25 protein-coding genes are annotated in these 25,288 nt (G+C 30.4%); 13 read left to right on the top strand and 12 right to left on the bottom strand.

Annotated elements, in window-relative coordinates:
* The first annotated feature begins 154 nt into the window (after nucleotides 1–154).
* The 4 genes from NAB20_RS14610 (at nucleotide 155) to NAB20_RS14595 (ending at nucleotide 4,755) form a co-directional block, all read left to right on the top strand.
* Entirely contained in the window at nucleotides 155–1,327 is a 1,173-nt protein-coding gene (locus tag NAB20_RS14610) for a GlmU family protein (protein WP_105195838.1), read from the top strand.
* 63 nt (nucleotides 1,328–1,390) lie between these two features.
* On the top strand, nucleotides 1,391–2,791 hold the full coding sequence (gene aspA / locus NAB20_RS14605; protein WP_127822738.1) for an aspartate ammonia-lyase: 1,401 nt from the start codon (nucleotides 1,391–1,393) through the stop codon (nucleotides 2,789–2,791).
* Nucleotides 2,792–3,178: 387 nt separating this feature from the next.
* A complete protein-coding gene (mtaB, locus tag NAB20_RS14600) occupies nucleotides 3,179–4,495 on the top strand; it encodes a tRNA (N(6)-L-threonylcarbamoyladenosine(37)-C(2))-methylthiotransferase MtaB (protein ID WP_105195840.1) in 1,317 nt (438 codons plus the stop codon).
* 122 nt (nucleotides 4,496–4,617) lie between these two features.
* A complete protein-coding gene (locus tag NAB20_RS14595) occupies nucleotides 4,618–4,755 on the top strand; it encodes a hypothetical protein (RefSeq protein WP_164849036.1) in 138 nt (45 codons plus the stop codon).
* 4 nt (nucleotides 4,756–4,759) lie between these two features.
* Here the strand turns inward: NAB20_RS14595 and NAB20_RS14590 are convergent, their stop codons facing one another.
* Nucleotides 4,760–5,410, bottom strand: a complete 651-nt coding sequence (locus NAB20_RS14590) for a hypothetical protein (protein WP_123901281.1) — start codon at nucleotides 5,408–5,410, stop codon at nucleotides 4,760–4,762.
* A gap of 171 nt (nucleotides 5,411–5,581) precedes the next feature.
* On the bottom strand, nucleotides 5,582–6,340 hold the full coding sequence (locus tag NAB20_RS14585) for a hypothetical protein (RefSeq protein ID WP_375605290.1): 759 nt from the start codon (nucleotides 6,338–6,340) through the stop codon (nucleotides 5,582–5,584).
* A 96-nt stretch (nucleotides 6,341–6,436) separates the two neighbouring features.
* Here NAB20_RS14585 and NAB20_RS14580 point away from each other — a divergent pair, with 96 nt between their 5' ends.
* From NAB20_RS14580 to NAB20_RS14570, 3 genes are all read left to right on the top strand, one after another.
* Nucleotides 6,437–7,096: a YqiA/YcfP family alpha/beta fold hydrolase gene (locus NAB20_RS14580; protein WP_164849037.1), complete on the top strand. Its 660-nt coding sequence runs from the start codon at nucleotides 6,437–6,439 to the stop codon at nucleotides 7,094–7,096.
* Nucleotide 7,097: 1 nt separating this feature from the next.
* Nucleotides 7,098–7,940 (top strand): lytic transglycosylase domain-containing protein, encoded by an 843-nt coding sequence (locus tag NAB20_RS14575; RefSeq protein WP_105195881.1) that lies wholly within the window; start codon nucleotides 7,098–7,100, stop codon nucleotides 7,938–7,940.
* An 86-nt stretch (nucleotides 7,941–8,026) separates the two neighbouring features.
* The gene (locus NAB20_RS14570) at nucleotides 8,027–8,395 is read left to right on the top strand and encodes a sulfite exporter TauE/SafE family protein (protein ID WP_105195882.1); all 369 of its coding nucleotides are present in this window, start codon (nucleotides 8,027–8,029) and stop codon (nucleotides 8,393–8,395) included.
* Here the strand turns inward: NAB20_RS14570 and NAB20_RS14565 are convergent, their stop codons facing one another.
* Nucleotides 8,396–9,097 carry a redoxin domain-containing protein gene (locus NAB20_RS14565; protein ID WP_105195883.1) on the bottom strand — a complete coding sequence of 234 codons (702 nt, stop codon included), beginning with the start codon at nucleotides 9,095–9,097 and terminating at the stop codon, nucleotides 8,396–8,398.
* A 148-nt stretch (nucleotides 9,098–9,245) separates the two neighbouring features.
* A complete protein-coding gene (locus tag NAB20_RS14560) occupies nucleotides 9,246–9,761 on the bottom strand; it encodes a hypothetical protein (protein ID WP_088392685.1) in 516 nt (171 codons plus the stop codon).
* 209 nt (nucleotides 9,762–9,970) lie between these two features.
* Here NAB20_RS14560 and rpmH point away from each other — a divergent pair, with 209 nt between their 5' ends.
* From rpmH to NAB20_RS14545, 3 genes are all read left to right on the top strand, one after another.
* On the top strand, nucleotides 9,971–10,132 hold the full coding sequence (gene rpmH, locus NAB20_RS14555; protein WP_026979292.1) for a 50S ribosomal protein L34: 162 nt from the start codon (nucleotides 9,971–9,973) through the stop codon (nucleotides 10,130–10,132).
* A gap of 152 nt (nucleotides 10,133–10,284) precedes the next feature.
* On the top strand, nucleotides 10,285–13,140 hold the full coding sequence (carB, locus tag NAB20_RS14550; protein WP_375605289.1) for a carbamoyl-phosphate synthase large subunit: 2,856 nt from the start codon (nucleotides 10,285–10,287) through the stop codon (nucleotides 13,138–13,140).
* A gap of 215 nt (nucleotides 13,141–13,355) precedes the next feature.
* Nucleotides 13,356–15,173 carry a chloride channel protein gene (locus tag NAB20_RS14545; protein WP_105195885.1) on the top strand — a complete coding sequence of 606 codons (1,818 nt, stop codon included), beginning with the start codon at nucleotides 13,356–13,358 and terminating at the stop codon, nucleotides 15,171–15,173.
* Between the two features lie 10 nt (nucleotides 15,174–15,183).
* Here the strand turns inward: NAB20_RS14545 and NAB20_RS14540 are convergent, their stop codons facing one another.
* The gene (locus tag NAB20_RS14540; RefSeq protein ID WP_088392691.1) at nucleotides 15,184–15,870 is read right to left on the bottom strand and encodes a Crp/Fnr family transcriptional regulator; all 687 of its coding nucleotides are present in this window, start codon (nucleotides 15,868–15,870) and stop codon (nucleotides 15,184–15,186) included.
* A gap of 90 nt (nucleotides 15,871–15,960) precedes the next feature.
* Between NAB20_RS14540 and NAB20_RS14535 the strand changes: the two genes are divergently transcribed.
* On the top strand, nucleotides 15,961–16,401 hold the full coding sequence (locus NAB20_RS14535) for a hypothetical protein (protein ID WP_127822740.1): 441 nt from the start codon (nucleotides 15,961–15,963) through the stop codon (nucleotides 16,399–16,401).
* A 1,138-nt stretch (nucleotides 16,402–17,539) separates the two neighbouring features.
* Here NAB20_RS14535 and nhaA read toward each other — a convergent pair.
* Nucleotides 17,540–18,679, bottom strand: a complete 1,140-nt coding sequence (nhaA, locus tag NAB20_RS14530) for a Na+/H+ antiporter NhaA (RefSeq protein ID WP_088392695.1) — start codon at nucleotides 18,677–18,679, stop codon at nucleotides 17,540–17,542.
* A gap of 45 nt (nucleotides 18,680–18,724) precedes the next feature.
* Between nhaA and NAB20_RS14525 the strand changes: the two genes are divergently transcribed.
* Nucleotides 18,725–19,684, top strand: a complete 960-nt coding sequence (locus tag NAB20_RS14525; RefSeq protein WP_308726909.1) for an ion channel — start codon at nucleotides 18,725–18,727, stop codon at nucleotides 19,682–19,684.
* 45 nt (nucleotides 19,685–19,729) lie between these two features.
* Here the strand turns inward: NAB20_RS14525 and NAB20_RS14520 are convergent, their stop codons facing one another.
* Both NAB20_RS14520 and NAB20_RS14515 read right to left on the bottom strand, forming a co-directional pair.
* A complete protein-coding gene (locus NAB20_RS14520; RefSeq protein ID WP_105195887.1) occupies nucleotides 19,730–20,272 on the bottom strand; it encodes a YceI family protein in 543 nt (180 codons plus the stop codon).
* Nucleotides 20,273–20,373: 101 nt separating this feature from the next.
* On the bottom strand, nucleotides 20,374–20,718 hold the full coding sequence (locus tag NAB20_RS14515) for a cytochrome c (RefSeq protein ID WP_127822742.1): 345 nt from the start codon (nucleotides 20,716–20,718) through the stop codon (nucleotides 20,374–20,376).
* Nucleotides 20,719–20,818: 100 nt separating this feature from the next.
* Between NAB20_RS14515 and NAB20_RS14510 the strand changes: the two genes are divergently transcribed.
* Nucleotides 20,819–21,667 carry a DUF5777 family beta-barrel protein gene (locus tag NAB20_RS14510; RefSeq protein ID WP_105195888.1) on the top strand — a complete coding sequence of 283 codons (849 nt, stop codon included), beginning with the start codon at nucleotides 20,819–20,821 and terminating at the stop codon, nucleotides 21,665–21,667.
* A gap of 133 nt (nucleotides 21,668–21,800) precedes the next feature.
* Here the strand turns inward: NAB20_RS14510 and NAB20_RS14505 are convergent, their stop codons facing one another.
* The 4 genes from NAB20_RS14505 to rmuC all read right to left on the bottom strand — a co-directional run bounded on the left by NAB20_RS14505 (nucleotide 21,801) and on the right by rmuC (nucleotide 25,286).
* Nucleotides 21,801–22,346, bottom strand: coding sequence for an acyl-CoA thioesterase (locus tag NAB20_RS14505; protein ID WP_105195889.1), 546 nt, complete (start codon nucleotides 22,344–22,346; stop codon nucleotides 21,801–21,803).
* A 21-nt stretch (nucleotides 22,347–22,367) separates the two neighbouring features.
* Nucleotides 22,368–23,468 (bottom strand): esterase-like activity of phytase family protein, encoded by a 1,101-nt coding sequence (locus NAB20_RS14500; RefSeq protein ID WP_375605288.1) that lies wholly within the window; start codon nucleotides 23,466–23,468, stop codon nucleotides 22,368–22,370.
* A 73-nt stretch (nucleotides 23,469–23,541) separates the two neighbouring features.
* Nucleotides 23,542–23,910 carry a 6-phosphogluconate dehydrogenase gene (locus NAB20_RS14495; RefSeq protein ID WP_105195891.1) on the bottom strand — a complete coding sequence of 123 codons (369 nt, stop codon included), beginning with the start codon at nucleotides 23,908–23,910 and terminating at the stop codon, nucleotides 23,542–23,544.
* A 14-nt stretch (nucleotides 23,911–23,924) separates the two neighbouring features.
* Nucleotides 23,925–25,286 (bottom strand): DNA recombination protein RmuC, encoded by a 1,362-nt coding sequence (gene rmuC, locus NAB20_RS14490; RefSeq protein WP_105195892.1) that lies wholly within the window; start codon nucleotides 25,284–25,286, stop codon nucleotides 23,925–23,927.
* Nucleotides 25,287–25,288: the final 2 nt, after the last annotated feature.

Genomic DNA, 25,288 nt, shown 5'->3' with positions numbered 1-25,288 from the left:
TAAAGAATTACTATTTAGTTTGCGTTCCTTTTTAAAGAGGAAAAGATTTATAATCCATTGTTTCTTATGTCAATTATAGTATAATGAATTAAACGGATTTAAATAAAGAGAATAGCCGACTTTTTGAATACCTTTAGATAAAATTTAAATATATATGAACTACATACTTTTTGATGGAAATGTACGTAATGCTTTACTTCCATTTACTTTTACCCGACCTGTAGCTGATATTCGAGTAGGAATTTTAACTATTCGCGAAAAATGGGAAAAATTCTTAGGATATACCACCACAACCATAACTGAGGAATATTTGTCAGAAAAATACCCTATGGTAGAAATGGATGAAAATGTCATGATTAATGCGTCTTTTTTACCCAACGATGTATTAGTAGAAATGGTAAAATCTTTAGAAGAAAATCAAGCTATTTTTTATAAAGAAGAAGTAGTTGCTTTTTATAGTAAAGAAAATCAAGAAGTGGATTTTGATACTTTTGAAATAATAGAATGTACAGTAGATTGTATTACAATACAACATACATGGGATATTTTTGCCAAAAATGATGTTGCACTTCGTGAAGATTTTGAATTAGTTACAGAAGGAAGAACCTCGCAACCTATACCAAAGTCAGTGAACGTTATAGCACCTGAAAATATTTTTATAGAAGAAGGAGCTAAGTTAGAATTTGTAACACTTAATGCCTCTACAGGTCCTATTTATATTGGTAAAAATGCCGAAATAATGGAAGGATCTGTTATTCGTGGTCCTTTTGCTTTGTGTGAAGAAGCACAAGTAAAATTAGCAACTAAGATTTATGGAGCTACCACAGTAGGACCTCATAGTAGAGTAGGAGGAGAAATTAATAATTCTGTCTTATTTGCTTACTCTAACAAAGGACACGACGGTTTTTTAGGCAATTCAGTATTAGGAGAATGGTGCAATATAGGAGCTGATAGCAATAACTCTAATCTAAAGAATAATTATGAAGAAGTAAAACTTTGGAGTTATGAAACAGAAAATTTTGCTCGTACAGGACTTCAGTTTTGCGGATTAATGATGGGTGATCATAGTAAATGCGGAATTAATACCATGTTTAATACAGGTACCGTAGTGGGGGTTTCTGCTAATATTTTTGGATCAGGATTTCCACGTAATTTTGTTCCTAGTTTTTCTTGGGGAGGAGCTTCTGGTTTTACGACCTATCTTACATCAAAAGCCTTTCAAACAGCTAAAATTGTAATGGGAAGACGTCATGTTGAATTTTCAGAACAAGATGTTAAAATTTTAGAACATATCTTTGAAGAAACTAAAAAATATAGAAAAGAATAATTAAAAAATAAATTGAAATAAGAAACCGCGAATGTAAATTCGTGGTTTTTTAGCTTTGAAAAAATGTATAGAATAGAAAACGATTTATTAGGTGATTTACAAGTTCCTGTAAATGCTTATTATGGAGTGCAAACGCAACGTGCCATTGAAAATTTTAATATTTCAGGAGTAAGATTATATCAATTTCCTGAATTTATAAAAGGGTTAGCTTATGTGAAATGGGCTGCAGCTGAAACAAATTTTGAGCTAGGATTACTCGAAGAAACCATAAAGAATGCCATTGTACAAGCTTCTAAAGAAGTGATTGAAGGAAGGTTTGATAGTGAATTTCCAGTTGATATGATTCAAGGTGGAGCAGGTACTTCTACCAATATGAATATCAACGAAGTTTTAGCTAATAGAGCCCTAGAAATTATGGGATATGAAAAAGGACAGTATCAATTTTGCTCTCCTAATGATCATGTAAATTTATCACAATCTACAAATGATGCCTATCCGACAGCCATAAAAGTTGGAGCGATACGCTCTAATATGAATCTGATTTCCCATTTAAAAGAATTAATAACCTCTTTTAGAAAAAAAGGCGAAGAATTTAAACATGTTTTAAAAATGGGACGGACACAGTTACAAGATGCAGTTCCGATGACATTAGGACAAGAATTTGAAGCTTTTGCGGCAACCTTAGAAGAAGAAATAGAACGATTAACCCAAAATTCAAACCTTTTTTTAGAAATTAACATGGGAGCAACTGCTATTGGTACAGGTTTAAATGCTCCAATAGGTTATGCCCAGTTATGCGCTCAAAAATTAGCCAAAATAACCGATCTAGCTATAGTATCAGCTCCCAATTTAATTGAAGCAACACCTGATACGGGGTCTTATGTTATTTATTCGTCAGCGTTAAAACGTATGGCAATCAAAATGTCAAAAATATGCAATGATCTACGATTATTATCCTCAGGACCTCGTTGTGGATTAAACGAAATTAATTTACCTCCTATGCAGCCAGGCTCCTCTATCATGCCAGGAAAAGTAAATCCTGTTATTCCAGAGGTAATGAACCAAGTTTGTTTTCGTGTAATAGGAAATGACCTAACCGTTACTATGGCTGCCGAAGCAGGGCAATTACAATTAAATGTCATGGAGCCAGTGCTGATTTATGCTATTCTTGAATCGATGCAATTAATGAGCCAAGCGATGGATACTTTAAGAGAAAAATGTATTGAAGGTATTACAGCCAATGAAGAGCATTGTCGTGAAATGGTACTACATAGTATAGGCATTGTAACCGCTTTAAATCCATATATAGGATATAAAAATAGTACTAAAATAGCTAAAGAAGCACTAGAAACAGGTAAAAGTGTATACAATTTAGTTTTAGAACATAATATCCTTTCTAAAGAACAATTAGACGATATTCTAAATCCAGAAAATATGTTAGCACCTAAAGCCTTTCATAAATAAAAAAATACCAATTTTATAAAGATCATTTGATAAGCCAAACAAATTGTTTTAGTTGCTTGTTATATTTTAAAATCTAAAATCAGTATTTGTTTTAGCCCAGATTGCGCAATAGATATTGTAATGAAGACAAAAGGACAAAGAAGAACAAAATCGACGAAAATTTTTTATCGCAGATATAGTTTTTTGCATAGAGCATAAAAAGGTCTGTTCTTTTAGGTATCAAGTCATTTTATTTCTAATAAGTTATCAAAGCGTAATTTGGGGTAAACCAGCCATTCTAAATAAATTTTGTTGAGAGTAAATAAACTACTGTTTTTTAAACCAAAAAAACGAGTTAAATTTGTAACCTCAATTTTTGACAACGATTTCATTGATTGACAACGAATTATGAAAAATAAAAAAAAAGTAGCGTTTTATACGCTCGGATGTAAATTAAATTTTTCTGAAACATCCACCATTGCACGAAATTTTCAAGAAGAAGGTTTTGATCGAGTAGATTTTGAAGAAGTAGCCGATATTTATGTAATTAATACTTGCTCCGTTACAGATAATGCTGATAAACAATTTAAGCAAATTGTAAAAAAAGCAATGAAGCTTAACGAAAAAGCCTTTGTAGCCGCAGTAGGTTGTTATGCACAGTTAAAACCAGAAGAGTTAGCAGCTGTAGATGGTGTTGATTTAGTTTTAGGGGCAACTGAAAAATTTAAAATAACAGATTACTTGAATGATCTTTCTAAAAATGACTTAGGAGAGGTACATTCATGCGAAATTCAGGAAGCTGATTTTTATGTAGGAAGTTATTCTATAGGCGACAGAACCCGTGCTTTTTTAAAAGTACAAGATGGATGCGATTATAAATGTACCTATTGTACCATCCCTTTAGCTCGAGGAATTTCTCGTAGTGATACAATGGGAAATGTTTTAAAAAACGCAGAAGAAATTTCTGGAAGAGGAATTAAAGAAATCGTTTTAACCGGTGTTAATATTGGAGATTATGGGAAAGGCGAGTTTGGTAATAAAAAACACGAACATACTTTTTTAGAACTAGTTCAAGCATTAGATAAAGTAGATGGTATCGAAAGATTACGTATATCGTCAATAGAACCTAATTTGTTAAAGAATGAAACAATTGATTTTGTTTCGCAAAGTAGAACTTTCGTTCCTCATTTTCATATTCCATTACAATCAGGGTCTAATACTATTTTAAAGAAAATGAAGCGTCGTTATTTACGAGAATTATATTCAGATCGTGTTGCTAAAATACGAGAAGTAATGCCTCATGCGTGTATAGGTGTAGATGTAATTGTAGGCTTTCCAGGCGAAACAGATGAATTGTTTTTAGAAACCTATAACTTTTTACATACTTTGGATATATCATATCTTCATGTATTTACTTATTCAGAAAGAGATAATACAGAAGCTGCTCAAATGGAAGGGGTAGTTCCGGGAAATGTACGTGCCAAACGTTCAAAAATGTTGCGTGGTTTATCTGTAAAAAAACGTCGTGCCTTTTATGAAACTCAAATCGGTACCAATAAAACAGTACTTTTTGAAGGAGAAAATAAAGAAGGCTATATTCACGGCTTTACAGAAAATTATGTAAAGGTAAAAACACCGTGGAATCCAGAATTAGTAAATACTTTGCGTCAGGTAAAACTATCAAAAATAGATGAGGACGGAAGTGTAAGAATGGAGTTCGTATAAAAATAGTTTCTTAAACCCAGATTGCGCATTAAACTTCGTTGTAAAACAAAGTTTTTCAATAACTTCAAGTGTTCACGGAAAATTTTATAAGATGAAATAGGCAACTATTTCGATGAATAAAAATGGGGGATGTGCTTGAATTTGAAGAAAAACAAAGTGGAATAGATTTCCAATGCGGAATTTGGGTTAAAATAGAAACAGCAGCTATATACTTTAATAGCTGCTGTACTAAAAACGCTAGTTATACTACTAGTTTATAGTGTTTTATTTGCATTTGTACTTTATAATTATATCAACAATCTTTAAGTAATCTTTGTGTGATCTATAATTATATTCTATTTTATCAACATCTTCATCAGCACTTTTACATTTGCCTTTAAACATTTCTGCTAACATTTTTTTAATCATACCCCCTCTGCCTATATGTACAGTTGCGGCAGCTTTAGATTCTTTTAAGCCCCAATATATTACTTCGTCCCCTTTCTTTTTAAAAAAGAAAGTAACATCGCCAAATGAGGTAACATATCCGCTATTTATAAAAGTTGACCTAGTCATGGTTTCGATAGTATAAACCTTAATGTTTGCTTTTTCATAAATAAAATAAAACCATTTTTTTGATTTTGAGTAATCAAACCCAAAACTTAAAAGATCAAAAGACCAATGTTTCATTCTTTCAGCTACATATTTGTCGCCATCTTCTGTAGTATACTCTATTTTATCTAGTTCATCTGATTTTATTTTTTCAGTATCACCATCTAATTCCTTTCTAAAGGATACTTTCCTATCAGGACATTCAACAAGTTTGGCAAAACCTTCCGTTTGCGTTCCGTTAGTATAATATACTTTTGCTTTTAAAAATTTGGCTTGCATTCCTGTACTTAGCGCAAGCATTAATGCACATATAAAATATTTCATAAAAAAATTTGTTAAATTTAGTAAAATTTAACATTAAAAAATGAATGTTCATTGTTGCTGAATTCATTAAACGCAATACTTTTTGAATTTTGTTTATAAAGCTAGCATGATGCCTATGTAGCGTTCTTATCTGTAAAGTGCTTTTTGGATGACGTACTCCTTGTAATGAATTTAAATTTCAGCAATGAAATCATGTAAAGGAGTAAGTGAAATTTCAGTTCCTGTTTCGCCATTTTCAACATAGTCAAATGGATTGTCTAAATCTTTGATTAAAAAAAGCATATACCAAATTAAGAAAGTAATCAATAAAGTAAGAAACATTGCAGCTAAAAAAGGTTCTATATTTATAATGATTAATCCAATAGAAGTTAATAAAGCCATGGCCTCAACAATAGCATAAGCAGATACAGCAAAATCCGTATCTCGTATCGTATCCATCCTCATAATGGTCTTGCGTAATTGATTTTGTTCATTCTTTATTTTTATGATATAGTTAACTTGAATATTTTCTTCTTCAAGATGAACTAAATATTCATTAATATTGCTGATAAATGCTAAAATAGCGGAAGTTTTTTCTGTTCTGTAAAGCCATTTTTTAATTAAAAATGGGAGCTCTTTTTGGTATTGTAAAAAAAATTTCGCTGCTTCAGAATTTTTAGATTTAATAATGGTAAGTGTATCATCTTGTAAAGTACGCATAGAAACAACTAGTTCTGTAGGCAACTTTTCGCTTTCTTTATAGTCGGATAATACACCACTAATCAAGAAACCAATTAAAAAAATAGTTCCAGCTACTAAACTAGTAAAAAGCGCATTGAGTTCCATTAGTTCAAAATTGTAGTAATGACTCATTAATTTAAAAATTCCAACAATCAAAATAATAGGGAAAATTTTAAAAGCTATTTTCCACTTAAGAACTAAATTTTTCATTTTATTTTTTTTGCAATTTTAAAGAAAAAGTTTTTTTAAAGCTACTGTTTTATCGCTAGAATAAATAATTTAGTCAAAATTTAATAAAATACAGTAATGTCTAAGTTTCAAGTATATTTTATGCCAGGAATGGCAGCCAGTTCAAAAATTTTTGAACGAATTCAATTACCAGAAGATTTTTTTGATGTGCATTTTTTAGAATGGGAAATGCCACATTTTCAAGAACCTCTTGTACATTATGCTCAAAGAATATCAGAAAAAATAGTAGGAGAAAATATTATTTTGATAGGCGTTTCGTTTGGAGGTATTCTAGTACAAGAAATGGCCCAATTTGTTCAGCCTAAAAAAGTAATCATTATTTCAAGTGTAAAAAGTAATCAAGAATTGCCTAAAAGAATGAAAATTGCAAAGGCAACGAAATTATATAAGTTATTGCCTACTGGGTTAGCAAAAAATATAGAAACATTAGCTAAATATGTTTTTGGAAAAGGAATTGTAAAGCAAAGAATTGAGTTGTACAAAAAATTTATGACACGTACAGAAAAAGAATATCTAGATTGGGCTATAGAACAAGTTGTTTGTTGGGAAAGAGATCAACCTGATTTAAAAGTAATTCATATTCAAGGGGATGCGGATGAAGTCTTTCCTGTAAAAAATATAGAAAAATGGATAAATGTTAGAGGAGGTACTCATATTATGATTTTAAATAAATATAAATGGTTAAATGAAAATTTACCTAAATTAATAGTAGAATAAAATGAAGATTAAAATTATTGTTTTTTTTGTTTTGTGTATTGGTCTTGGATTAGTAAGCTGGAAGAATAACCATTTTTTTCCTGTAAAAATTGATTTCTGTGGAGAAGAAGTGCCCCTAGATATACCTGATGTTCGTGAAAGATTAGATCGTGAATTGGTTATTAATGAATATATGCACGGTTCTACTATCATGATTATTAAACGAGCGTACCGTTTTTTTCCAATTATAGAGCCTATTTTAGCTAAAAATAATGTGCCAGATGATTTTAAATATTTAGCCGTAATAGAAAGTTCTTTAACAAATGCAACCTCTCCTTCAGGTGCAAAAGGATTTTGGCAATTTATGCCTCAAACTGCTAAAGAAAAAGGCATGGAAATTACAGAAGGAGTTGATGAACGTTATCATTTAGAAAAAGCAACGCAGGCTGCTTGTGAATATCTATTGAAAGCAAAAGAAAAATTTGGTTCATGGACTTTAGCAGCAGCTTCATATAATGGAGGTATGAATGGTTTACAAAAGGCTATTAATCAACAATTGGTTACTAATTATTACGATTTGCTACTTACAGATGAAACATTTCGATATGTTTTTAGAATTTTAGCACTCAAAGAAATTATGGAAAATTCTAAACATTACGGATTTAGCTTAAATGAAAATGATCTATATAAGCCATTAAAGATAAAAAAGATAGAAATCGACAGTACTATTACAGATTTAGCTAAATTTGCTAAAAGTCAAGGTGTTAATTACAAAGAATTGAAATTAATGAATCCATGGTTACGAGATGTAAAGCTGGATAATCCAAATAAGAAAAAGTATGTTTTAGATTTGCCAATGAAATGAAAATAGTAGAGTATTATCAGAAAAGGTTTGTCAGAAAGAAAGACTAATAAATAAAAAAGAATGGGTGTAAATAAGATTTTGAGCGTATGAATATAATAACGATAATTGTTTTAGTAATTACAGGTTTATTAGCAGGTGTGTTGAGTGGTTTGGTAGGAGTAGGAGGAGGTATAATAATGGTGCCTATGATGGTTTTTGTTTTAGGTTTTTCACAACATCAAGCACAAGGAACTAGTTTGGCGGTGTTGGTCGTGCCTGTTACAGCTTTAGCTGTTTTTAATTATTATAAAGAAGGCTATATAAATTGGAAATATGCTGCTGTTATTGCTTTGTTTTTTGTTGTAGGAAGTTATGTAGGGAGCAAGTTAGCCGTTAGTTTAGATCAAAAAATGCTGAAAAAAGTTTTCAGCATTATATTAATTCTTATAGGAAGTAAAATGTTTTTAGAAAAATAACTAGTTAGAATCAGAAATTTGAGTTTCGATCATTCTTTTTTCAGTAAAGATAGATTTTAAACCAAGATTAAACGTGTCGTAGTTCATTGTTAAAGCATTTGAAAAACTGATATTAGACTGAGGGTGTGCTCCTCCTCGTTTAATATCAACTACTTTTAGTTTTTCATCTAAAAAATAGGAAGTAGGAAATCCTAATGTATGTTTTAAATGAGCTACTATAGGAGCATCATTTTTATAAGACTCATTAGCATAGCAAACTTCAATGTTATGGTTAAAATTTCGAGCTATTTTTTTAATATTTTCTCGTTTGTCCCAAAATAATAAAATAAACTTAATATCCTTGGCATGTTTTTCTGCTAATTTATTTAAAGCTTGAAATTCTCCTTTGCTAGGAACACACCAAGAGGCATAGGTTAAAATAAAGATAGGTTTTTGAATGCTACTTAGCTGGATTGTTCTTTTTTCGAATGTTTTGAATGTATAGTCTTCAAAATGCGTTCCTTTTAGATGAAACTTAACTAATGAATCAAATAACATTTTAGAAGTTTTGATATCATTTTTTTCGTAAGCATAGTTAACTTTTTCATTATACTTGGCTAAATGAGCTCTTAATGCGTCAGGAAAACTTATAGTTATTACCTTATCTTGGCAAAAACTAAAAAGGGAATATAACGCAACTATTAAGAAATATAACTTTTTCATGTTTATTATTTGCTGCGAAGATAAACCGCTCACTTTTAATGGAATAAAATATTCGATTAACAGTATTTTTTTTCGATTATCTACCCTAAATATACTAAAAAAACCGCATTTGTTAGGTGCGGTTTTTAAACTTTAACATATTTTGTAGTTAAATTCTTTTCAATTGCTCTTTCATCATACTTATCTGATCTTTTAACATATTATGTTTGTCTAATTTTTTGGCTTCATTCAAAAATGTAGTAGCTTCCATTTTTCTTCTCCTAGATAATGCTATTCCTGCTAGATTTAATTTGGCTAATGCTAAATCCTGATCCATAGACAAACCTAATGAAATAGCTTTTTTGAAAAACTTTTCAGCTTGATTTAGGTTGGTTTGAGAAACCATCAATCCATTCAGATAGTTGTAATAACCTTGTTGCTTTTGGATTAAAGCTGTTTCAGGATTCTTGATTTTGTCTAACCAATTTTTAGCTCCTGCAAAATCTTGATTTCTTAATTTTAAGAATGCAAGTAAAATATACTCATTACGAAAATATAAAAATATAGGGATTATAGACAGTAAAAATAGGAAGATACCATTACCGATATTATTTTCTGTAAATTGCCAGATTCCTGTAACAATTAGCAAAGCTGCTAATACTAATTTAATATTTCTGTGAAACATGTTAATTGCTTTTTAATATGCTGCAAATATAGAAAAGTTATATTAAGAAATAAAGTGAACTTTTTAAGTCATTTGGCAAAAATTGTATGTTTTTTTGATATTATTTTGAAAAAGCATTTGCAGGAATAAAAAATGATTGTATATTTGCACTCGGTTTTGAGAAAACCAAATAACTAGATAAATATACAGGATTTTAAAGATAAAAAGCTATGAGTAAGAGAACATTTCAACCATCGAAAAGAAAAAGAAGAAATAAACACGGATTTATGGAAAGAATGGCTTCTGCAAACGGAAGAAAAGTTCTTGCTCGTCGTCGTGCTAAGGGAAGACATAAGTTAACCGTTTCTTCTGAACCAAGACACAAAAAATAATGATTGTTTGACAATCTATACAAAGGCGTTACTTTTATTGGTAACGCCTTTTTTTTAAAAATTTAATTCTGATAATATTTTTTTAATTTTATTACAAATCAATATTTCATACAACTAATATTGCTGGTTAACAGCGCCAAACAACACACAAAATGCCTAAAGACAACTCTATTAAATCGGTTTTAATTATTGGATCAGGACCTATTATTATTGGTCAAGCTTGCGAATTTGATTACTCAGGTTCTCAATCTGCTCGTTCATTAAGAGAAGAAGGAATTGAAGTAATCTTAATCAATTCCAATCCCGCTACCATTATGACGGATCCTTCTATGGCAGATCATATTTATCTAAAGCCATTAACTACAAAATCTATTATCGAAATCCTTAAAGCGCATCCACAAATTGATGCGGTTTTACCAACAATGGGAGGGCAAACAGCTTTAAATTTATGCTTGGAAGCGGAAGATAAAGGAATTTGGAAAGATTTTAATGTTAAATTAATAGGAGTTGATGTAAATGCAATTAATATTACAGAAGACCGAGATCAGTTTAAAGATCTATTAAACAAAATAGGCATTCCTCAAGCACCCGCTAAAACAGCTAATTCTTTTTTAAAAGGTAAAGAAATTGCACAAGAATTTGGTTTTCCATTAGTAATTCGTCCCTCTTTTACATTAGGAGGAACAGGAGCTGCTTTTGTTCATAAAAAAGAAGATTTTGATGCCTTGTTAACTCGTGGTTTAGAGGCTTCCCCCATACATGAAGTATTAATAGATAAAGCACTTTTAGGATGGAAAGAATATGAATTAGAGTTATTACGTGATAAAAATGATAATGTAGTAATTATCTGTACGATTGAAAATATGGATCCTATGGGAATTCATACTGGCGATAGTATTACAGTAGCACCTGCTATGACCTTATCCGATACTACTTTTCAAAAAATGCGCGATATGGCTATGCACATGATGCGAAGTATAGGAAACTTTGCTGGTGGTTGTAATGTTCAGTTTGCTGTTTCTCCAGATGATAAAGAAGATATCGTAGCAATTGAAATTAATCCTCGCGTGTCACGTTCATCAGCATTGGCATCTAAAGCTACAGGGTATCCAATTGCTAAAATAGCAACCAAGTTAGCCTTAGGTTATACATTAGACGAATTACAAAACCAAATTACAAAATCAACTTCGGCCCTATTTGAACCTACATTAGATTATGTCATTGTAAAAATACCGCGTTGGAATTTTGATAAATTTGAAGGTTCTGATAGAACATTGGGACTTCAAATGAAATCGGTAGGTGAAGTAATGGGAATTGGACGTTCTTTTCAAGAAGCATTACATAAAGCTACTCAATCTTTAGAAATTAAGCGAAATGGGTTAGGTGCTGATGGTAAAGGATATAAAAATTATGAACAAATCATCGATAAGTTAACACATGCAAGTTGGGATCGCGTTTTCGTGATTTATGATGCAATTGCAATGGGTATTCCATTATCAAGAATTCATGAAATTACAAAAATAGATATGTGGTTTTTGAAAGAATATGAAGCCCTTTATCTATTAGAAAAAGAAATATCTAAATACAAATTAGATACTTTGCCAAAAGAACTTTTGCTAGAAGCTAAGCAAAAAGGATACGGTGATCGTCAAATAGCACACATGTTAGGCTGTTTAGAAAGTCAGATACACACTCTAAGAGAGGAAATGAATGTTCAGAGAGTCTATAAACTAGTAGATACCTGTGCAGCTGAATTTAAAGCACAAACACCTTATTATTATTCCACCTTTGAAGCAGAAATTGAAAAAGCAGATGGCTCTCATTATGTAGCAAATGAAAGTGTTGTTTCAGATAAAAAGAAAATAGTAGTTTTAGGATCTGGCCCCAACCGTATTGGTCAAGGAATTGAATTCGATTACTCTTGCGTTCATGGTGTTTTAGCAGCCAAAGAATGTGGTTATGAAACAATCATGATTAACTGTAATCCAGAAACAGTTTCGACTGATTTTGATACCGCTGATAAATTATATTTTGAACCCGTATTTTGGGAACATATTTACGATATCATTCGTCATGAAAAACCAGAAGGCGTTATTGTACAATTAGGAGGTCAAACCGCCTTAAAATTAGCTGAAAAATTAAGTAAATATGGTATCAAAATAATCGGAACAAGTTTTGATGCTTTAGATTTAGCCGAAGATAGAGGACGTTTTTCAGAATTATTAACAGAATTAGATATACCATTTCCTAAATTTGGAGTAGCTGAAAATGCTGAAGAAGCAGTACGATTAGCCGATGAATTAGACTTTCCATTATTAGTGCGTCCTTCGTATGTATTAGGAGGTCAAGGAATGAAAATTGTAATCAACAAACAAGAACTAGAAGAACACGTAATTGAAATATTAAAACATATACCAAATAACAAATTATTGTTAGACCATTATTTAGATGGGGCTATTGAGGCAGAAGCAGATGCTATTTGTGATGCAGAAGGGAATGTGTATATAATAGGAATTATGGAGCATATTGAGCCTTGTGGTGTACACTCTGGTGACAGTAATGCTACATTGCCTCCATTTAACTTAGGAGAGTTTGTAATGCAACAAATAAAAGATCATACCAAAAAAATTGCAAAAGCATTAAAAACAGTAGGCTTAATTAATATTCAATTTGCCATTAAAGAAGACACAGTTTATATAATAGAAGCCAATCCAAGAGCATCCCGTACCGTGCCATTTATTGCAAAAGCTTATGGCGAACCTTATGTAAATTATGCTACTAAAGTAATGCTAGGAGAGAAAAAAGTTACTGATTTTAATTTTAACCCAGTATTAAACGGTTTTGCTATCAAACAACCCGTATTTTCATTCAATAAATTCCCAGGAGTTAATAAAGCATTAGGACCAGAGATGAAATCAACAGGGGAAAGTATTTTATTTATTGACGATTTAAAAGACGATCAATTCTATGAGCTATATTCTAGAAGAAAAATGTATCTAACAAAATAATGTATAACAAAGAAATATCTTAAAAGAAGTATTTTCAATGTTTTATAGATACCTTTAACCCAAACAAGTCACACTATTACTATTATAATGTGACTTGTTTTTATTTTGAGAACAACAAAGAGAGTTGAAACAAACTCACTCTTTTTGTAGAACCTCTTTTTTTATCAAAATTTTCTTTTATTATTATTTATATTTGGCATACTATAAACTAAATTATGCCTAGGAGAGTTTCAGCTAAAATCCAACTTTTTTTTAGAACCCTTTTTGCTCGTTTAGAGTATTTCTTTTTTAAAGCAAAAGAAATGCTTTCAGAGCGGAATTTTTTGTATTTATCTAGTGTAGCAATTGCTATTTCAGTATCCTTTGCTGTAATCTTCCTTAAAACGTTTGCTCATAAAGTTTTTATTTGGGCTAATTTACTCAATAAATACTTAAAGTTGCCTTATCCTAATAGTATACTACCAATTGTTGGTTTGATTTTAACAGTTTTTGTAATCAAACGATTTTTAGGAGGAAGTATAGAAAAGGGAAGCGCAAAAATTTTGCATTCTATTGCTAAAAAAGGAGGAATTGTACCCAGAAAACAAATGTATGCCCAAATTATGACCAGCTCTTTAACGGTCGGTTTAGGTGGTTCAGCAGGATTAGAAAGCCCAATTGTTATTACAGGAGCAGCATTCGGCTCCAATTACGCGCAAAGTTATTCATTATCTAAAAAAAATAGAATATTATTATTAGCTTGTGGAGTAGCTGCTGGTATAGGAGCAGCATTTAATGCACCTATTGCAGGAGTTCTCTTTACTATTGAAGTTATATTAGCTGATATATCTATTTCTGCGTTTATCCCTATTATGATTTCTGCTGCAACAGGCGCTTTAGTAAGTAAAATAATAATTAGTGGCGAGGTTATTTTGAGTTTTCAAAAAGTACAACCATTTAATTTTTCCAATACTTTTTTTTATATCCTATTAGGCGTTTTAGCTGGTTTAGTTTCTGTTTATCACGCTCGTACATTTAGAAAAATAGAGCATTTTTTTAATCATTTTTCGGAACGAGTTTATGCAAAAGCCATTTTTGGCGCCCTAGTTTTAGCTGTTCTAATTTTCTTTTTTCCAACTTTATTTGGAGAAGGTTATGAAAGTATTAAAATTTTATCGACAGCGCATCCAGAAAAAATTTTAGAAAACACATTGTTAGAGTGTGTGAAAAATGAGAAATGGATTCTTATTTTTTTTGTAGGAGTTATTGTTTTTGTGAAATCTATAGCAACAGGAATTACTTTAGGTAGTGGAGGTAATGGAGGTAATTTTGCACCATCTTTATTTGTAGGGTCTTACTTAGGTTTTGTAGTAGCAAAAATAATTAATGTACTAGATATTTCGCAGTTGCCTGTAACGAATTTTACCATAGTCGGAATGGCAGGTATATTAAGCGGTTTGTTTCATGCTCCTTTGACGGCTATTTTTTTGATTGGTGAAATAACAGGAGGATATGATTTAATGATCCCCCTCATGATCGTATCATCTGTAAGTTATGCAGTTTCTAAACGATTTGAAGAACATTCTATGGATGTAAAAGTATTAGCCGATTCTGGTGATGTCTTTACAAGTAATAAAGATAAAAATGTATTACAAAGTATAGAAGTAGCAAAATTGATAGATCTTCGTGTTCAAACGGTATCTCCAGAAGATCTGTTAGATAAGATTATAGAGGTAATAGTAGATAGTGAACAAACCATTTTTCCGGTATTAAATAAAGAACAAGAAGTATTAGGTGTGGTATATTATGATACAGTGAAAAAACTTTTGTTTAATCCTTTTCAAGCTAAGTTTACAAAAGTAGAAGAGGTTATGTCAAAAACTTTTTTAGTCGTTAATATTAATGAAGATATTGATGATATAATGAACAAATTCGACACTGTAAAAACGAATCATTTGGTTGTTCTTAAAAATAATAAATTCTATGGCGTTTTAGATAAGATTAAAATTTTAGAAAATTACAGATTAACTTTTAAAAATCTATTAATTAACTGATTTTTAAAAGTTAAAACCCTTCAGAAATAATAGAAAGTAATTTGATATTAACAATTTTTATACTTCTACTATGATTGACTAAAAGTCCTTCTGATTCGAAAAAACTAATTACCCTAACGACTGTTTCTTCAGAAGTTTCAGAGTATTTAGCTATATCTGATTTTGTCATGGATATTTCATATTCTTCTTTTTCCAATTTATATTTCTCATCTAGAATAAGTAAAATTAAAGCAATTTTTTCTTTTGCGGATTTATGAGAGAGAGAGGTGATTAAATTGATCCAAACATTGAATTCGAAACTTAAAATTTGAACTAAGTTAAATGATAAATTGGGCGATTTTTTAGTTACTTCGATAAACTTGTTTCCTTCGTAAATTTCCACTTTACTATCTTCTAATAAAATGGCTGTTACAGGATGTTTCTCGTTACTCAATAAAGGTCTAAAGCCAAAAAATTCGCCTTCAACAAAAATGTACACAATTCTGGTTTTTCCATCTTGATTTAGTTGCTCAATTTTTACTTTTCCTTTTATTAATTTATATACAGCTTTAGCTTCCGTGGCTTCTTCATAAAGAATATGCCCTTTATGATAACTTTCAATTGTTTTGTTAGCATTTAATTCTTGTAAAAATTTTGGTTTTACGTTTTTAAGAAGTTCGTGACTTCTAAAAGTATATTTCGTTATATCAAAGCTCATGAAAAAATAGTTTCTTTAAAATATTGACGGCGGTCAACTTTGTTAAAATAAAGGTTATTTATTTTTGTGATATGTAAAAGTATTAATAAAATGAAGAAGATTTTAACTCTGGCTTTTTTTGTTTTAACATTTTTTAACAATCTAAGCGCTCAAAATAAAAATGTTTCAAAAAGTATAATTGATCCGACGGCACGTGTTACTAGATTTCACGAAAAGAAGGAATTAGAACAAATGCAAAAAGGGGGCTTGGTAGAACTATACTTAGAGCGTATTCGGGTTTTAACAAACAGAATCCCTTTTATAGCTCTAACTAATAAGGCAGGTATATCTATGCAAGATGTAGGGATACCTGAAAATTCAGGATATAATAAATTTTTAGATAAACAACATGAAGCAATTAAAAATTTTATATCAGAGACAGAAAGCTGTCAAAAATCTATAACCCCTTTTGCTGATAAAAATAATATTATAAATGCAATTTTAGCTTATGAAACTATTTTAAAAGATCTGAAAATGGTGCATGATAATTAATTTTAAAAAGAGTTTTTCTGTTTTTATAATTTGAATGTCAAAATGGTTAGGTTTTCCCGTTACAATTATTACGAGTTTGGGTTATATATATAGTTGTTTTGTTTTTGTAACTGACTTTGTTAGTTGCTTGTTACTAATCTGGAAAACCTTCCATTTTGTTTTTTTTATGAAGACACTATAGAAATAAGAAAAATGAATAGTCTATAAGAAAGACCTATTTATTAGTTAACTCCAACTTTAAAGAGGTTGTCTAAAAAGTTACTTAACTCCATTTAGCTGTTTTTAGTTAAGGGAGAGTTTTTAAGAGCGGTGGTGCTCTGGAAATAGTAGGATAAAGTTAAATTTATTATGATGAAATAATAATGTTGTTTTTCTATTATTAAAGGAGGTGAATTAAAAGTATAATAGTTGCTTTTAGATACTTACTTTTAATCTATTACGTTTCGATTTTTTACCTTTGGACAACCTTTTTATTTTTTTTAAAGATTTCCTTTTTATTGGTTAATACGGCTTACCCCAGATTTCATATTAGGCTTCGTTGAGAAACAAAATTTAGTAATAAATCTAGGTGCTCACGGAGAATTTTAGAAGAAAAATAATAAACTATTTTAATGATTAAAAATTGAGTACTTATTCGGATTTGAAGAGAAGTAAAGTTGAATAGATTTGTTTTACCAATTTATTTCGTTCGAGTCTAATGCGTAATCTGGTTTAAATTACGGTCTTTGCCCGCATGCTACAAGAAAAAAATCCCTATATTTTTATTTCTTTACTATTTTATCTTCATTGCAAAGTTCAATATCTAATATCATTTTAGTTTTGAAATTACTTAAACCAAAACTTACTACAGAATACACGATCAAGAGAAATTACACTATCTTATTATAGTAAATTTGAAGCTTAAATGGTATAATACCGAATTTGGATTCAAGTGCTCTTTTTTATAAAAATAGTATAATGTATAAAACACGATAAGGTTATTTAGTAAGAATAACTTTATCGTGTTTTAATTTATAGAATTATTTTAGAAATCTATTGTTTTATTTTTAGAGTACTTGATTTTGTATAAATAAGGTTCTTGTGTTGAGAGAGGTATCTAAATCTTTTTGGATAGATTTAAGTTTTATTATATAAAATCTTATTTTTTTTCTTTTAAAATGGCTTTTAAGTAAAATAAACCAGTAATGCCAGCTAATAAAGAACCAATAATAATATATAATTTAGAATTATTGATTATAGTAGCATCTGTAAAAGCTAATAGAGCTATAAAAATGGACATAGTAAATCCTATTCCTCCTAATATACCAGCTCCTAAAATGGTAGGCCAATTTAAATCTATTGGTAGTTTTGCCCATTTTAGCTTAACAGATAGCCAAGAAAGAAAAGTGATACCTAATGGCTTGCCTAATGATAATCCCAGAATAATTCCTAAACCATAACTGGGCAATAGACCTTCATTGTTATCAAAAGATAGTGTAATGGCTGTATTGGCTAGAGCAAAAATAGGAAGTATTAAAAAAGCGACAGGTTTGTGTAATACATGTTCTAATTTGTACGAAATAGTATTTTCCGTTCCATCTTCAAATGGAATAGCAAAAGCTAGTAAAACACCCGTAATAGTTGCATGTACTCCTGAATGCAACATGAAATACCACATGATAATACCTAAAATTAAATAAGGCCAAAGTTTATAAAATTTCATTCTATTCATTACTAAGAGTATTCCAAAAATCCCCATAGCAATTCCTAAATTTATCCAGTTCAGATCAGTTGAATAAAATAAAGCAATGACCACTATAGCTCCTAAATCATCAATAACGGCAAGAGCTGTTAAAAATATTTTTAAAGAAACAGGAACTCGATTGCCTAATAAAGATAATATTCCAATGGCAAAAGCGATATCGGTAGCCATAGGAATTCCTATTCCATTTGTATATGGCGTATTTTGATTGGTGAGGTAGTAAATTCCTGCTGGAACAATCATACCTCCTAAGGCTCCTAAAATAGGTAATAAGGCATTTTTAATTTTAGATAATTCTCCTATATAAATTTCACGCTCTAGTTCTAGGCCTATCATTAAGAAGAAAATAGTCATGAAACCATCATTAATAATATGCTCTATTGAAAAACCACCTATTTTAGTATGCCATAAATGAGAATAATTTTCTCCAAAAGTTGAATTGGTTATAGTTATAGAAAATATGGTGCAGAATATTAAGATGATACCACTGGCTTTTTCACTTTCAAAAAAGGATTGGAATAATTTAGTTAATTTCACAGTTAATGTTTTTTATAAAAATATGGTAAATTTACGAAAAAAAAAATGATGGCAGTATTTGGAAGGAAAACAAGGAAGCTAACAACTGATGAACATACAGGTTTTGGTTCTGATCCTGAAAATTATGGAGGTCGTTTTGTTAGTAAGGATGGATCGGCAAATGTTGTAAAAACAGGAATCCCCTTATTTGACCAAATTAGTTGGTTTCATACGTTATTACAATTGCCTATTTGGAAATTTCATCTTATAATCTTAACTGTATTTGTTATCATTAATTTTTTATTTGCTTCTATATATTACGTTATTGGGATTGAACATTTGAATGGAATTACGGCCGTAAGTGAATTAGAAAAATTTGGACAAGCATATTTTTTCAGTGCACAAACTTTTACAACAGTAGGATATGGCCATATAAATCCAGAGGGTTTTCTAACAAGTGCAATAGCCTCTATTGAAGCTCTTATGGGATTGTTAGCTTTTGCATTAGCAACTGGTTTGCTGTATGGTAGATTTAGTAAACCTAGGGCTTATTTGAAATTTTCTCATAATGCACTAGTTACGCCTTTTCAAGGAGGTCTGGCTTTAATGATGAGAGTAGCTCCCTTTAAAAATACAACTTTAACAGACGCAGTAGCAAAAATAACATTGGGTTTAAAAGTAAAGGAAAAAGAAAAGTGGGTAAATAAGTTTTATCCATTAGAACTTGAGTATGATCATGTAAATGTATTGACTCTAAGTTGGACTTTAGTACATATAATTGATGAAAATAGCCCACTTTATGGTTTTTCCGAAAATGATTTTAAATTTAAAAAAGGAGAAGTATTGGTTTTTTTAAAAGCTTTTGATGATATGTTCAGTAATAATGTGGTAAAAAGAACTTCTTATACATTTGATGAAATAATATATGGAGCTAAATTTAAACCCATGTATGAGCATAACAATAATTTTACCTCAACAATTCTGCATATAGATCGTTTAAATCAATTTGAAAATACTGAAATATAGATTAAGAAACAGAAAATAAAACCAAAATAGAATCCTCTTTTGAAATTATTGGGCTACTAACTTAAAGGTAGTAGACACCTCTATTGATTTTGCAATTTTATAACCAACAACACTTGGTATGTCAATATTAAACTCCTCTGGTTTTAAAATAAAATTAGCACTGAGAATATAATTATTTCCCTCTTTTTTTAATATAGCAGGAACTAGCATGTTTTTTGATTTTCCATGAATCTCAAAAGTCCCATTTATTTGAACCTTTGTTTGGTTATCAAAATTATAAGTATTATAGTTTTCTATTTTTCCTTTGAAAATAGCTTTAGGAAATTTGTCACTTTCCATATAGTTTTCATTAAAATGCTCTTGCATTAAACTGTTTTTAAATTTAAAAGTTTTAATGTTTATTATAGAAGCTATATCCCCAGTTTTAGAGTTTAAGACACATACAGCAGAGGAACTAGTCGCTTTTATTTCTTCAAAAGTAGCAACAGATGCCTCAAATGTTACAATCCCATTTTTTGCTATACTTTTTTCTTGAGCCAAAGAATGTAAACTACTAAATAGAATTAATGCGTAAAACAGTATTTTCATAATTTATATATAGTTTTAATAGTAGTGAATTATTAATTGATTTTTTTTAACAAGCACACTTTAGGGGTAAGTGTGCTTCTTTAGCTTTTTTTTAAAAAAAATTATTTTTCTAATAAGCCATCAGCTTGCCACTTTTTTATAATATCAATATTAACTTGAGGCATTTTTCCTGAACTAGGCATAACTCCAGCTCCATCTCTTTGTATTCTATCTAAGATTTTATCGATGTTTGTTTTTACAACATTATACGAATCAAAAGCAGCATGACAACGTATACAGTTATTTGTAAAAACGGCTTTAGCGTTTGCTTCATAAGTTACTTTTGCTCCAGTAGTAGTCGTGGTAGTGGTGGTAGGGGTAGGGGTTGAAATAGCAGGTTCATTGTCCTTAGAGCAACTTGCTAAACCGATTGTTAAAAAGCTTAAAAACAAAAATGTTTTTTTCATAATAAATAATTTTAGTGATTAATTTTATATATTTGTCTATACAAATGACAGCAAATGTAATTTATTTATTTGATGTTTAGATGTTAAAAAACTAAAAAGTATGTTAAAAAAAATTTTATTAGGACTTTCAATTGTGTTAAGTAATAATTTACAAGCACAAGATGATTTGTTAAAAGGAGTAGAAAATAACGATTCACAAGTTGTTGAATCAGCATTTAAATCTTTAAAGATTGTAAATTTAGAGTCAACAAAATTGGCATCAAAAGGAGATTTGTATTTTATAGTTTCCCATCGTTTTGGATTTTTAAATTCAGGATTTGAAAACTTTTTTGGATTAGATGGTGCAACTACTCAATTAAAAATGGTTTATGGATTAGTAGATGATGTTACTATACATTTTTCAAGAAGTACTTTTGGTAAGACTTATGATGCGGGAATTAAGTACAAAATTATGAATCAAAAGAAAGAGGGGTTTCCTTTTACGATAGTAGGATATAATGCTTTAGCGATTAATTCAGCTATGAAAAAAGAAGCATATCCATTACTAGAGTTTAAGCACAGACTTTCTTATAATTCCCAATTATTAGTGTCAAGAAAGTTTAATGATCAATTAACATTACAATTGGCTCCTACTTTCTTCTATGAAAATGTTGTTCTTAATCCCGAGCAAAAAAATGCACAATTTGCAGTAGGTATGGGAGGCCGTTATAAGTTAAGTAAGCGATTTTCTTTAAACGTAGATTATGCTGCGCACTTAAATAGGGTTAAAAATTCAAATTTCAAAAACCCTCTTTCTGTAGGAGTAGATTTAGAAACAGGAGGCCATATATTTCAAATGTTTTTTACCAATGCTAATGCCATGCACGATACAGGTTATTTAGGTAGAACAGCAGGTGATTGGAGCAAAGGAGAAATCAGTTTTGGTTTTAATTTAGTAAGAGTGTTTTAAGATTATTCTGAAATAAAGAGACTTTTCTAAAAGTTTTGTATTTATTCTGCTGCTTAATTTTGTTTCGTTTTCTTTCTACTAGATTGGCGATTTAGTACAAAATTAATACTTTTTAGAATAGTCTCTTTATTGATTAAAAATTAACCCTTACGTTGTATGCTGATAAATGAGTCAAAGCTTCTGGGCTTTTATAATTAAAATAGTCCTCATGTTGTTGCTTTTCCTTTCTGTTAGAAATACTTTTAATGCAGTTATAAAAGCGTCTAACATCTTCAAAGTTGCTCAAAATAAGCCCTGGAACGGGTGTTGATTGCCCTGTTTTATCTCTTGCAACCATTGTAAAGTAAGAAGAATTACAATGTTTGACTACTCCTGTTTGTATGTTTTCAGCCTCTACACGTATGCCAACAATCATAGAAGTTTTACCTACATAATTTACAGAAGCCTTAAGGGTTACTAATTCACCCACTTCTATTGGAGCTAAAAAATCTACAGTATCTACTGATGCTGTTACACAGTAATGACCTGAAAATTTAGAAGCACAGGCAAAGGCAATTTGATCTAATAATGATAAAATATAACCGCCATGTATTTTACCACTAAAATTACTATGTGATGGGAGCATAAGTTCTGAAATGACTATTCTAGAATCATTTACGGTTTTAAAAGTGTTATTCATTACAAAAAAATATCTTAATAATCATTTTTCAATTAATTCAAATAAAATAAATTGATTCAGTTGGGGACCAAATTGTTGAAAATTATCATCTGATATAACGATGATAGTTCTATTGCCGTTAGGTAGATTTTTGCCAAAAGTAATCCCTTCAATATTATCTATTTTAGTCTGCTTTAAAAACTTTTTTATATCATTAAAATCCAAAACTAATTCTTTTTTCATAGGAATATATTTTTCTGATTTCAAACTTTTTGTGCCAAATGAATTGGTAGAGTTAGTTGTGATAGATGCGTCAAATATTTTTACAATATTTTCATTTTGAAAAGCTCGTTCTATTACTAAAAAATGATCTTTTTTATACTCTAAAATATCCGATACGCCGTTCATATCATTACCATTTATTCTTGGTTGAGTAAGAGCTGATAATTCGTAAATAAATTCTTTTGTGGCTTGTCTTGTGTTTTGATCATAATAAGTAAATCGAACAGGAGAATTCGTCTGAGGGAAATCAGGTTCTGATCCATCTGTTTTTAGAGGCAATTCATTAGCACTCCATATTCCTTGTTTATCAAAACTCTTCGTTAATGATTCAAATGAGCCATTATTGCGTGTTTCTTGTAAAAAAATATTAGGAACTGTAAATTCTGATAAAAAATTTCCTTTTTTATCAGAGCTAAATATGCTAGGTTTTTGATGTCCGTAAATATTACCTTCAGATGATATAATTATTTGATTGTTTAGGTATAAGATACTTTCTAAATCTAAAAATGTAGAAGAGTAAAAAGGAGCCTTTTTATCAAAAACAAACATGTCTGTAAAAATAGGTTTGTTGATTTTATTATTTTTGATATCAATATTTGCTGTGTAATATCTAGGATTGTTAGGATCATCAGAAACGATATAATATAAATCGTTTTCAAAATCATAATCAATACCGGATAATCCTCCAATTGGTAAATTTTTAAAGTTTTCATTTAATGGATAAATGTATTCATCTAAAAATTTGAGCTTTACTTTTGATTCGTTACTTATATTCTCTTTTACAGTTGTTTGTATAGCTTGTTCATCTTCTACTTTACTACAACTTGTAAGTAAGAAGATAGAAAAAGATATACCCATCATCACGTGTTTTTTTGAAAAAAGCATATTATATAGGTTACTAGGTTTGTTTGATAGGGTAGACAGGGGTACTATGCTATCGGTTAAAAATAGGTGATTTTTCTTCTTGTACATTCGTTACAAAATAAGTGGTATCTCCCCACCAAGGAAACGTTTTGTAACGTTCTATATAAGTTATTTTTACGTAACGACCTTCTAGATTTTTTAAATTTTGAATCGTGTTGTCTTCATTATCTAATATAGAAAAAGAAAAAATTTTATTACCTGAAAGACCTTGACTTAATTCGCCCTCCCAAGTTTTAAAGATATAACCTTTCCTACTAAATTTAATTAGTTCACCTGTACGTGTACCTTCACTATAAGAGGCATAGTATAAAATGGTAAAGTAAAAAGCAAAGCAAAGAGTAAAAGTGCTTAGACTTATCCAAAGAATTTTTTTTAGCATATACTATTTTTTATTTAGTTGTTTTCATTTTGTTCTGCTCTATTGATGATGGCTTCAGGAAGTGATTTTTTAGCCTTAGCCCCCATTTTTTTTAGTTTTTCTACACTGGTAATGAGGTTTCCTTTACCTTCTATTAGTTTGTTCATAGCGCCTGAATATTCATTTTTAGCTTCATCCATTCGTTTGCCTATTTTGATTAAATCTTGAACAAATCCTTCAAATTTATCGTATAAGGCTCCCGCCTGACGCGCAATTTCATAAGCGTTTTCCTGTTGTTTTTGGTTGGTCCACATACTGTCAATAGTTCGCAAAGTAGCCAGTAGGGTAGATGGAGTTACTATAACAATATTGCGTTCAAACGCTTTGTTGTATAAGGTGGCATCTTCTTGTAAGGCTAGTGCAAATGCGGGTTCTATGGGTACGAAAAGCAATACAAAATCTGGACTTTCTATTTTGTATAAATCGTGGTAGTTTTTTTCGCCCAGTTGCTCTACGTGTCGTTTTAAAGAAAGTACGTGCTCTTTTAGGTATTGTTCTTTTAAGGTTTCGTTTTCCTCGTTTACAAAACGTTCATAAGCTGTTAAGGTAACTTTCGAATCGACAATCATTTTTTTGCCATCAGGCAGGTTGATAACGACATCGGGTTGTAGGCGTTGCCCTTCGTCGTTTGTAAAACTTTGTTGTACTTCGTACTCCCTACCTTTTTCTAAGCCTGATTTTTCGAGTACGCGTTCCAATACTAGTTCGCCCCAATTTCCTTGCATTTTGCTATCGCCTTTTAGAGCTTTGGTCAAGTTAAGGGTTTCTTTGCTCATTTGTGCATTCATTTCGCGTAGCCCTAAAATTTGTTGGCGTAAGGCAGCGTGATAATCAATACTTTCTTTGTGGGTATCTTCGACTTTTTTCTCAAAGTTTTGGATTTTGTCGTGTAATGGCGAAAGGAGATTTTTTATATTCTCCTTGTTTTGCTCAGTAAACTTGGTCGATTTTTCTTCTAATATCTTGTTGGCAAGGTTTTCAAATTCTTTAGTGAATTTTTCTTGCAACTGTTCTACTTCTTGCTTTTGTTCTTTATTTCGTTCCAACAAATTATCAAAATCAACTTCTTTTTTTGATAATTGAATAGCTAAGGCTTCTTTTTCATTGCGAATACCATCTTTTTCTTGATTAAGATGAGATAATTGTTTTTCCCAAGTCCCTTTTTCCGACTGAAATTGTGATTTTAATTGTTCGATTTGGGAAAGCAATCCGTTAATTTTTTCCTCAAAAGTAGCAGTAGTAGTTTTTGCTGAAGCCGAAAAGATGATTTTTCCTAAGTAAATTCCTATTCCTAAGGCAATGATGAATGTGGCTAGTACAATAAGGGTGTTTGACATAT

The sequence above is a fragment of the Flavobacterium davisii genome, from assembly GCF_042182265.1.
Classification (GTDB): Bacteria; Bacteroidota; Bacteroidia; order Flavobacteriales; family Flavobacteriaceae; genus Flavobacterium; species Flavobacterium davisii.
Note: the sequence above shows the minus strand (reverse complement) of the source record. Positions and strands in the feature narration are given on the sequence as shown.

What these genes read in the sequence shown, in the direction of transcription:
- NAB20_RS14610 (WP_105195838.1), top strand. Translation starts at nt 155, where the DNA reads ATGAACTACATACTTTTTGATGGAAATGTACGTAATGCTTTACTTCCA.
- aspA (WP_127822738.1), top strand. Translation starts at nt 1,391, where the DNA reads ATGTATAGAATAGAAAACGATTTATTAGGTGATTTACAAGTTCCTGTA.
- mtaB (WP_105195840.1), top strand. Translation starts at nt 3,179, where the DNA reads ATGAAAAATAAAAAAAAAGTAGCGTTTTATACGCTCGGATGTAAATTA.
- NAB20_RS14595 (WP_164849036.1), top strand. Translation starts at nt 4,618, where the DNA reads ATGGGGGATGTGCTTGAATTTGAAGAAAAACAAAGTGGAATAGATTTC.
- NAB20_RS14590 (WP_123901281.1), bottom strand. Translation starts at nt 5,410, where the DNA reads ATGAAATATTTTATATGTGCATTAATGCTTGCGCTAAGTACAGGAATG.
- NAB20_RS14585 (WP_375605290.1), bottom strand. Translation starts at nt 6,340, where the DNA reads ATGAAAAATTTAGTTCTTAAGTGGAAAATAGCTTTTAAAATTTTCCCT.
- NAB20_RS14580 (WP_164849037.1), top strand. Translation starts at nt 6,437, where the DNA reads ATGTCTAAGTTTCAAGTATATTTTATGCCAGGAATGGCAGCCAGTTCA.
- NAB20_RS14575 (WP_105195881.1), top strand. Translation starts at nt 7,098, where the DNA reads ATGAAGATTAAAATTATTGTTTTTTTTGTTTTGTGTATTGGTCTTGGA.
- NAB20_RS14570 (WP_105195882.1), top strand. Translation starts at nt 8,027, where the DNA reads ATGAATATAATAACGATAATTGTTTTAGTAATTACAGGTTTATTAGCA.
- NAB20_RS14565 (WP_105195883.1), bottom strand. Translation starts at nt 9,097, where the DNA reads ATGAAAAAGTTATATTTCTTAATAGTTGCGTTATATTCCCTTTTTAGT.
- NAB20_RS14560 (WP_088392685.1), bottom strand. Translation starts at nt 9,761, where the DNA reads ATGTTTCACAGAAATATTAAATTAGTATTAGCAGCTTTGCTAATTGTT.
- rpmH (WP_026979292.1), top strand. Translation starts at nt 9,971, where the DNA reads ATGAGTAAGAGAACATTTCAACCATCGAAAAGAAAAAGAAGAAATAAA.
- carB (WP_375605289.1), top strand. Translation starts at nt 10,285, where the DNA reads ATGCCTAAAGACAACTCTATTAAATCGGTTTTAATTATTGGATCAGGA.
- NAB20_RS14545 (WP_105195885.1), top strand. Translation starts at nt 13,356, where the DNA reads ATGCCTAGGAGAGTTTCAGCTAAAATCCAACTTTTTTTTAGAACCCTT.
- NAB20_RS14540 (WP_088392691.1), bottom strand. Translation starts at nt 15,870, where the DNA reads ATGAGCTTTGATATAACGAAATATACTTTTAGAAGTCACGAACTTCTT.
- NAB20_RS14535 (WP_127822740.1), top strand. Translation starts at nt 15,961, where the DNA reads ATGAAGAAGATTTTAACTCTGGCTTTTTTTGTTTTAACATTTTTTAAC.
- NAB20_RS14525 (WP_308726909.1), top strand. Translation starts at nt 18,725, where the DNA reads ATGATGGCAGTATTTGGAAGGAAAACAAGGAAGCTAACAACTGATGAA.
- NAB20_RS14520 (WP_105195887.1), bottom strand. Translation starts at nt 20,272, where the DNA reads ATGAAAATACTGTTTTACGCATTAATTCTATTTAGTAGTTTACATTCT.
- NAB20_RS14515 (WP_127822742.1), bottom strand. Translation starts at nt 20,718, where the DNA reads ATGAAAAAAACATTTTTGTTTTTAAGCTTTTTAACAATCGGTTTAGCA.
- NAB20_RS14510 (WP_105195888.1), top strand. Translation starts at nt 20,819, where the DNA reads ATGTTAAAAAAAATTTTATTAGGACTTTCAATTGTGTTAAGTAATAAT.
- NAB20_RS14505 (WP_105195889.1), bottom strand. Translation starts at nt 22,346, where the DNA reads ATGAATAACACTTTTAAAACCGTAAATGATTCTAGAATAGTCATTTCA.
- NAB20_RS14500 (WP_375605288.1), bottom strand. Translation starts at nt 23,468, where the DNA reads ATGATGGGTATATCTTTTTCTATCTTCTTACTTACAAGTTGTAGTAAA.
- NAB20_RS14495 (WP_105195891.1), bottom strand. Translation starts at nt 23,910, where the DNA reads ATGCTAAAAAAAATTCTTTGGATAAGTCTAAGCACTTTTACTCTTTGC.
- rmuC (WP_105195892.1), bottom strand. Translation starts at nt 25,286, where the DNA reads ATGTCAAACACCCTTATTGTACTAGCCACATTCATCATTGCCTTAGGA.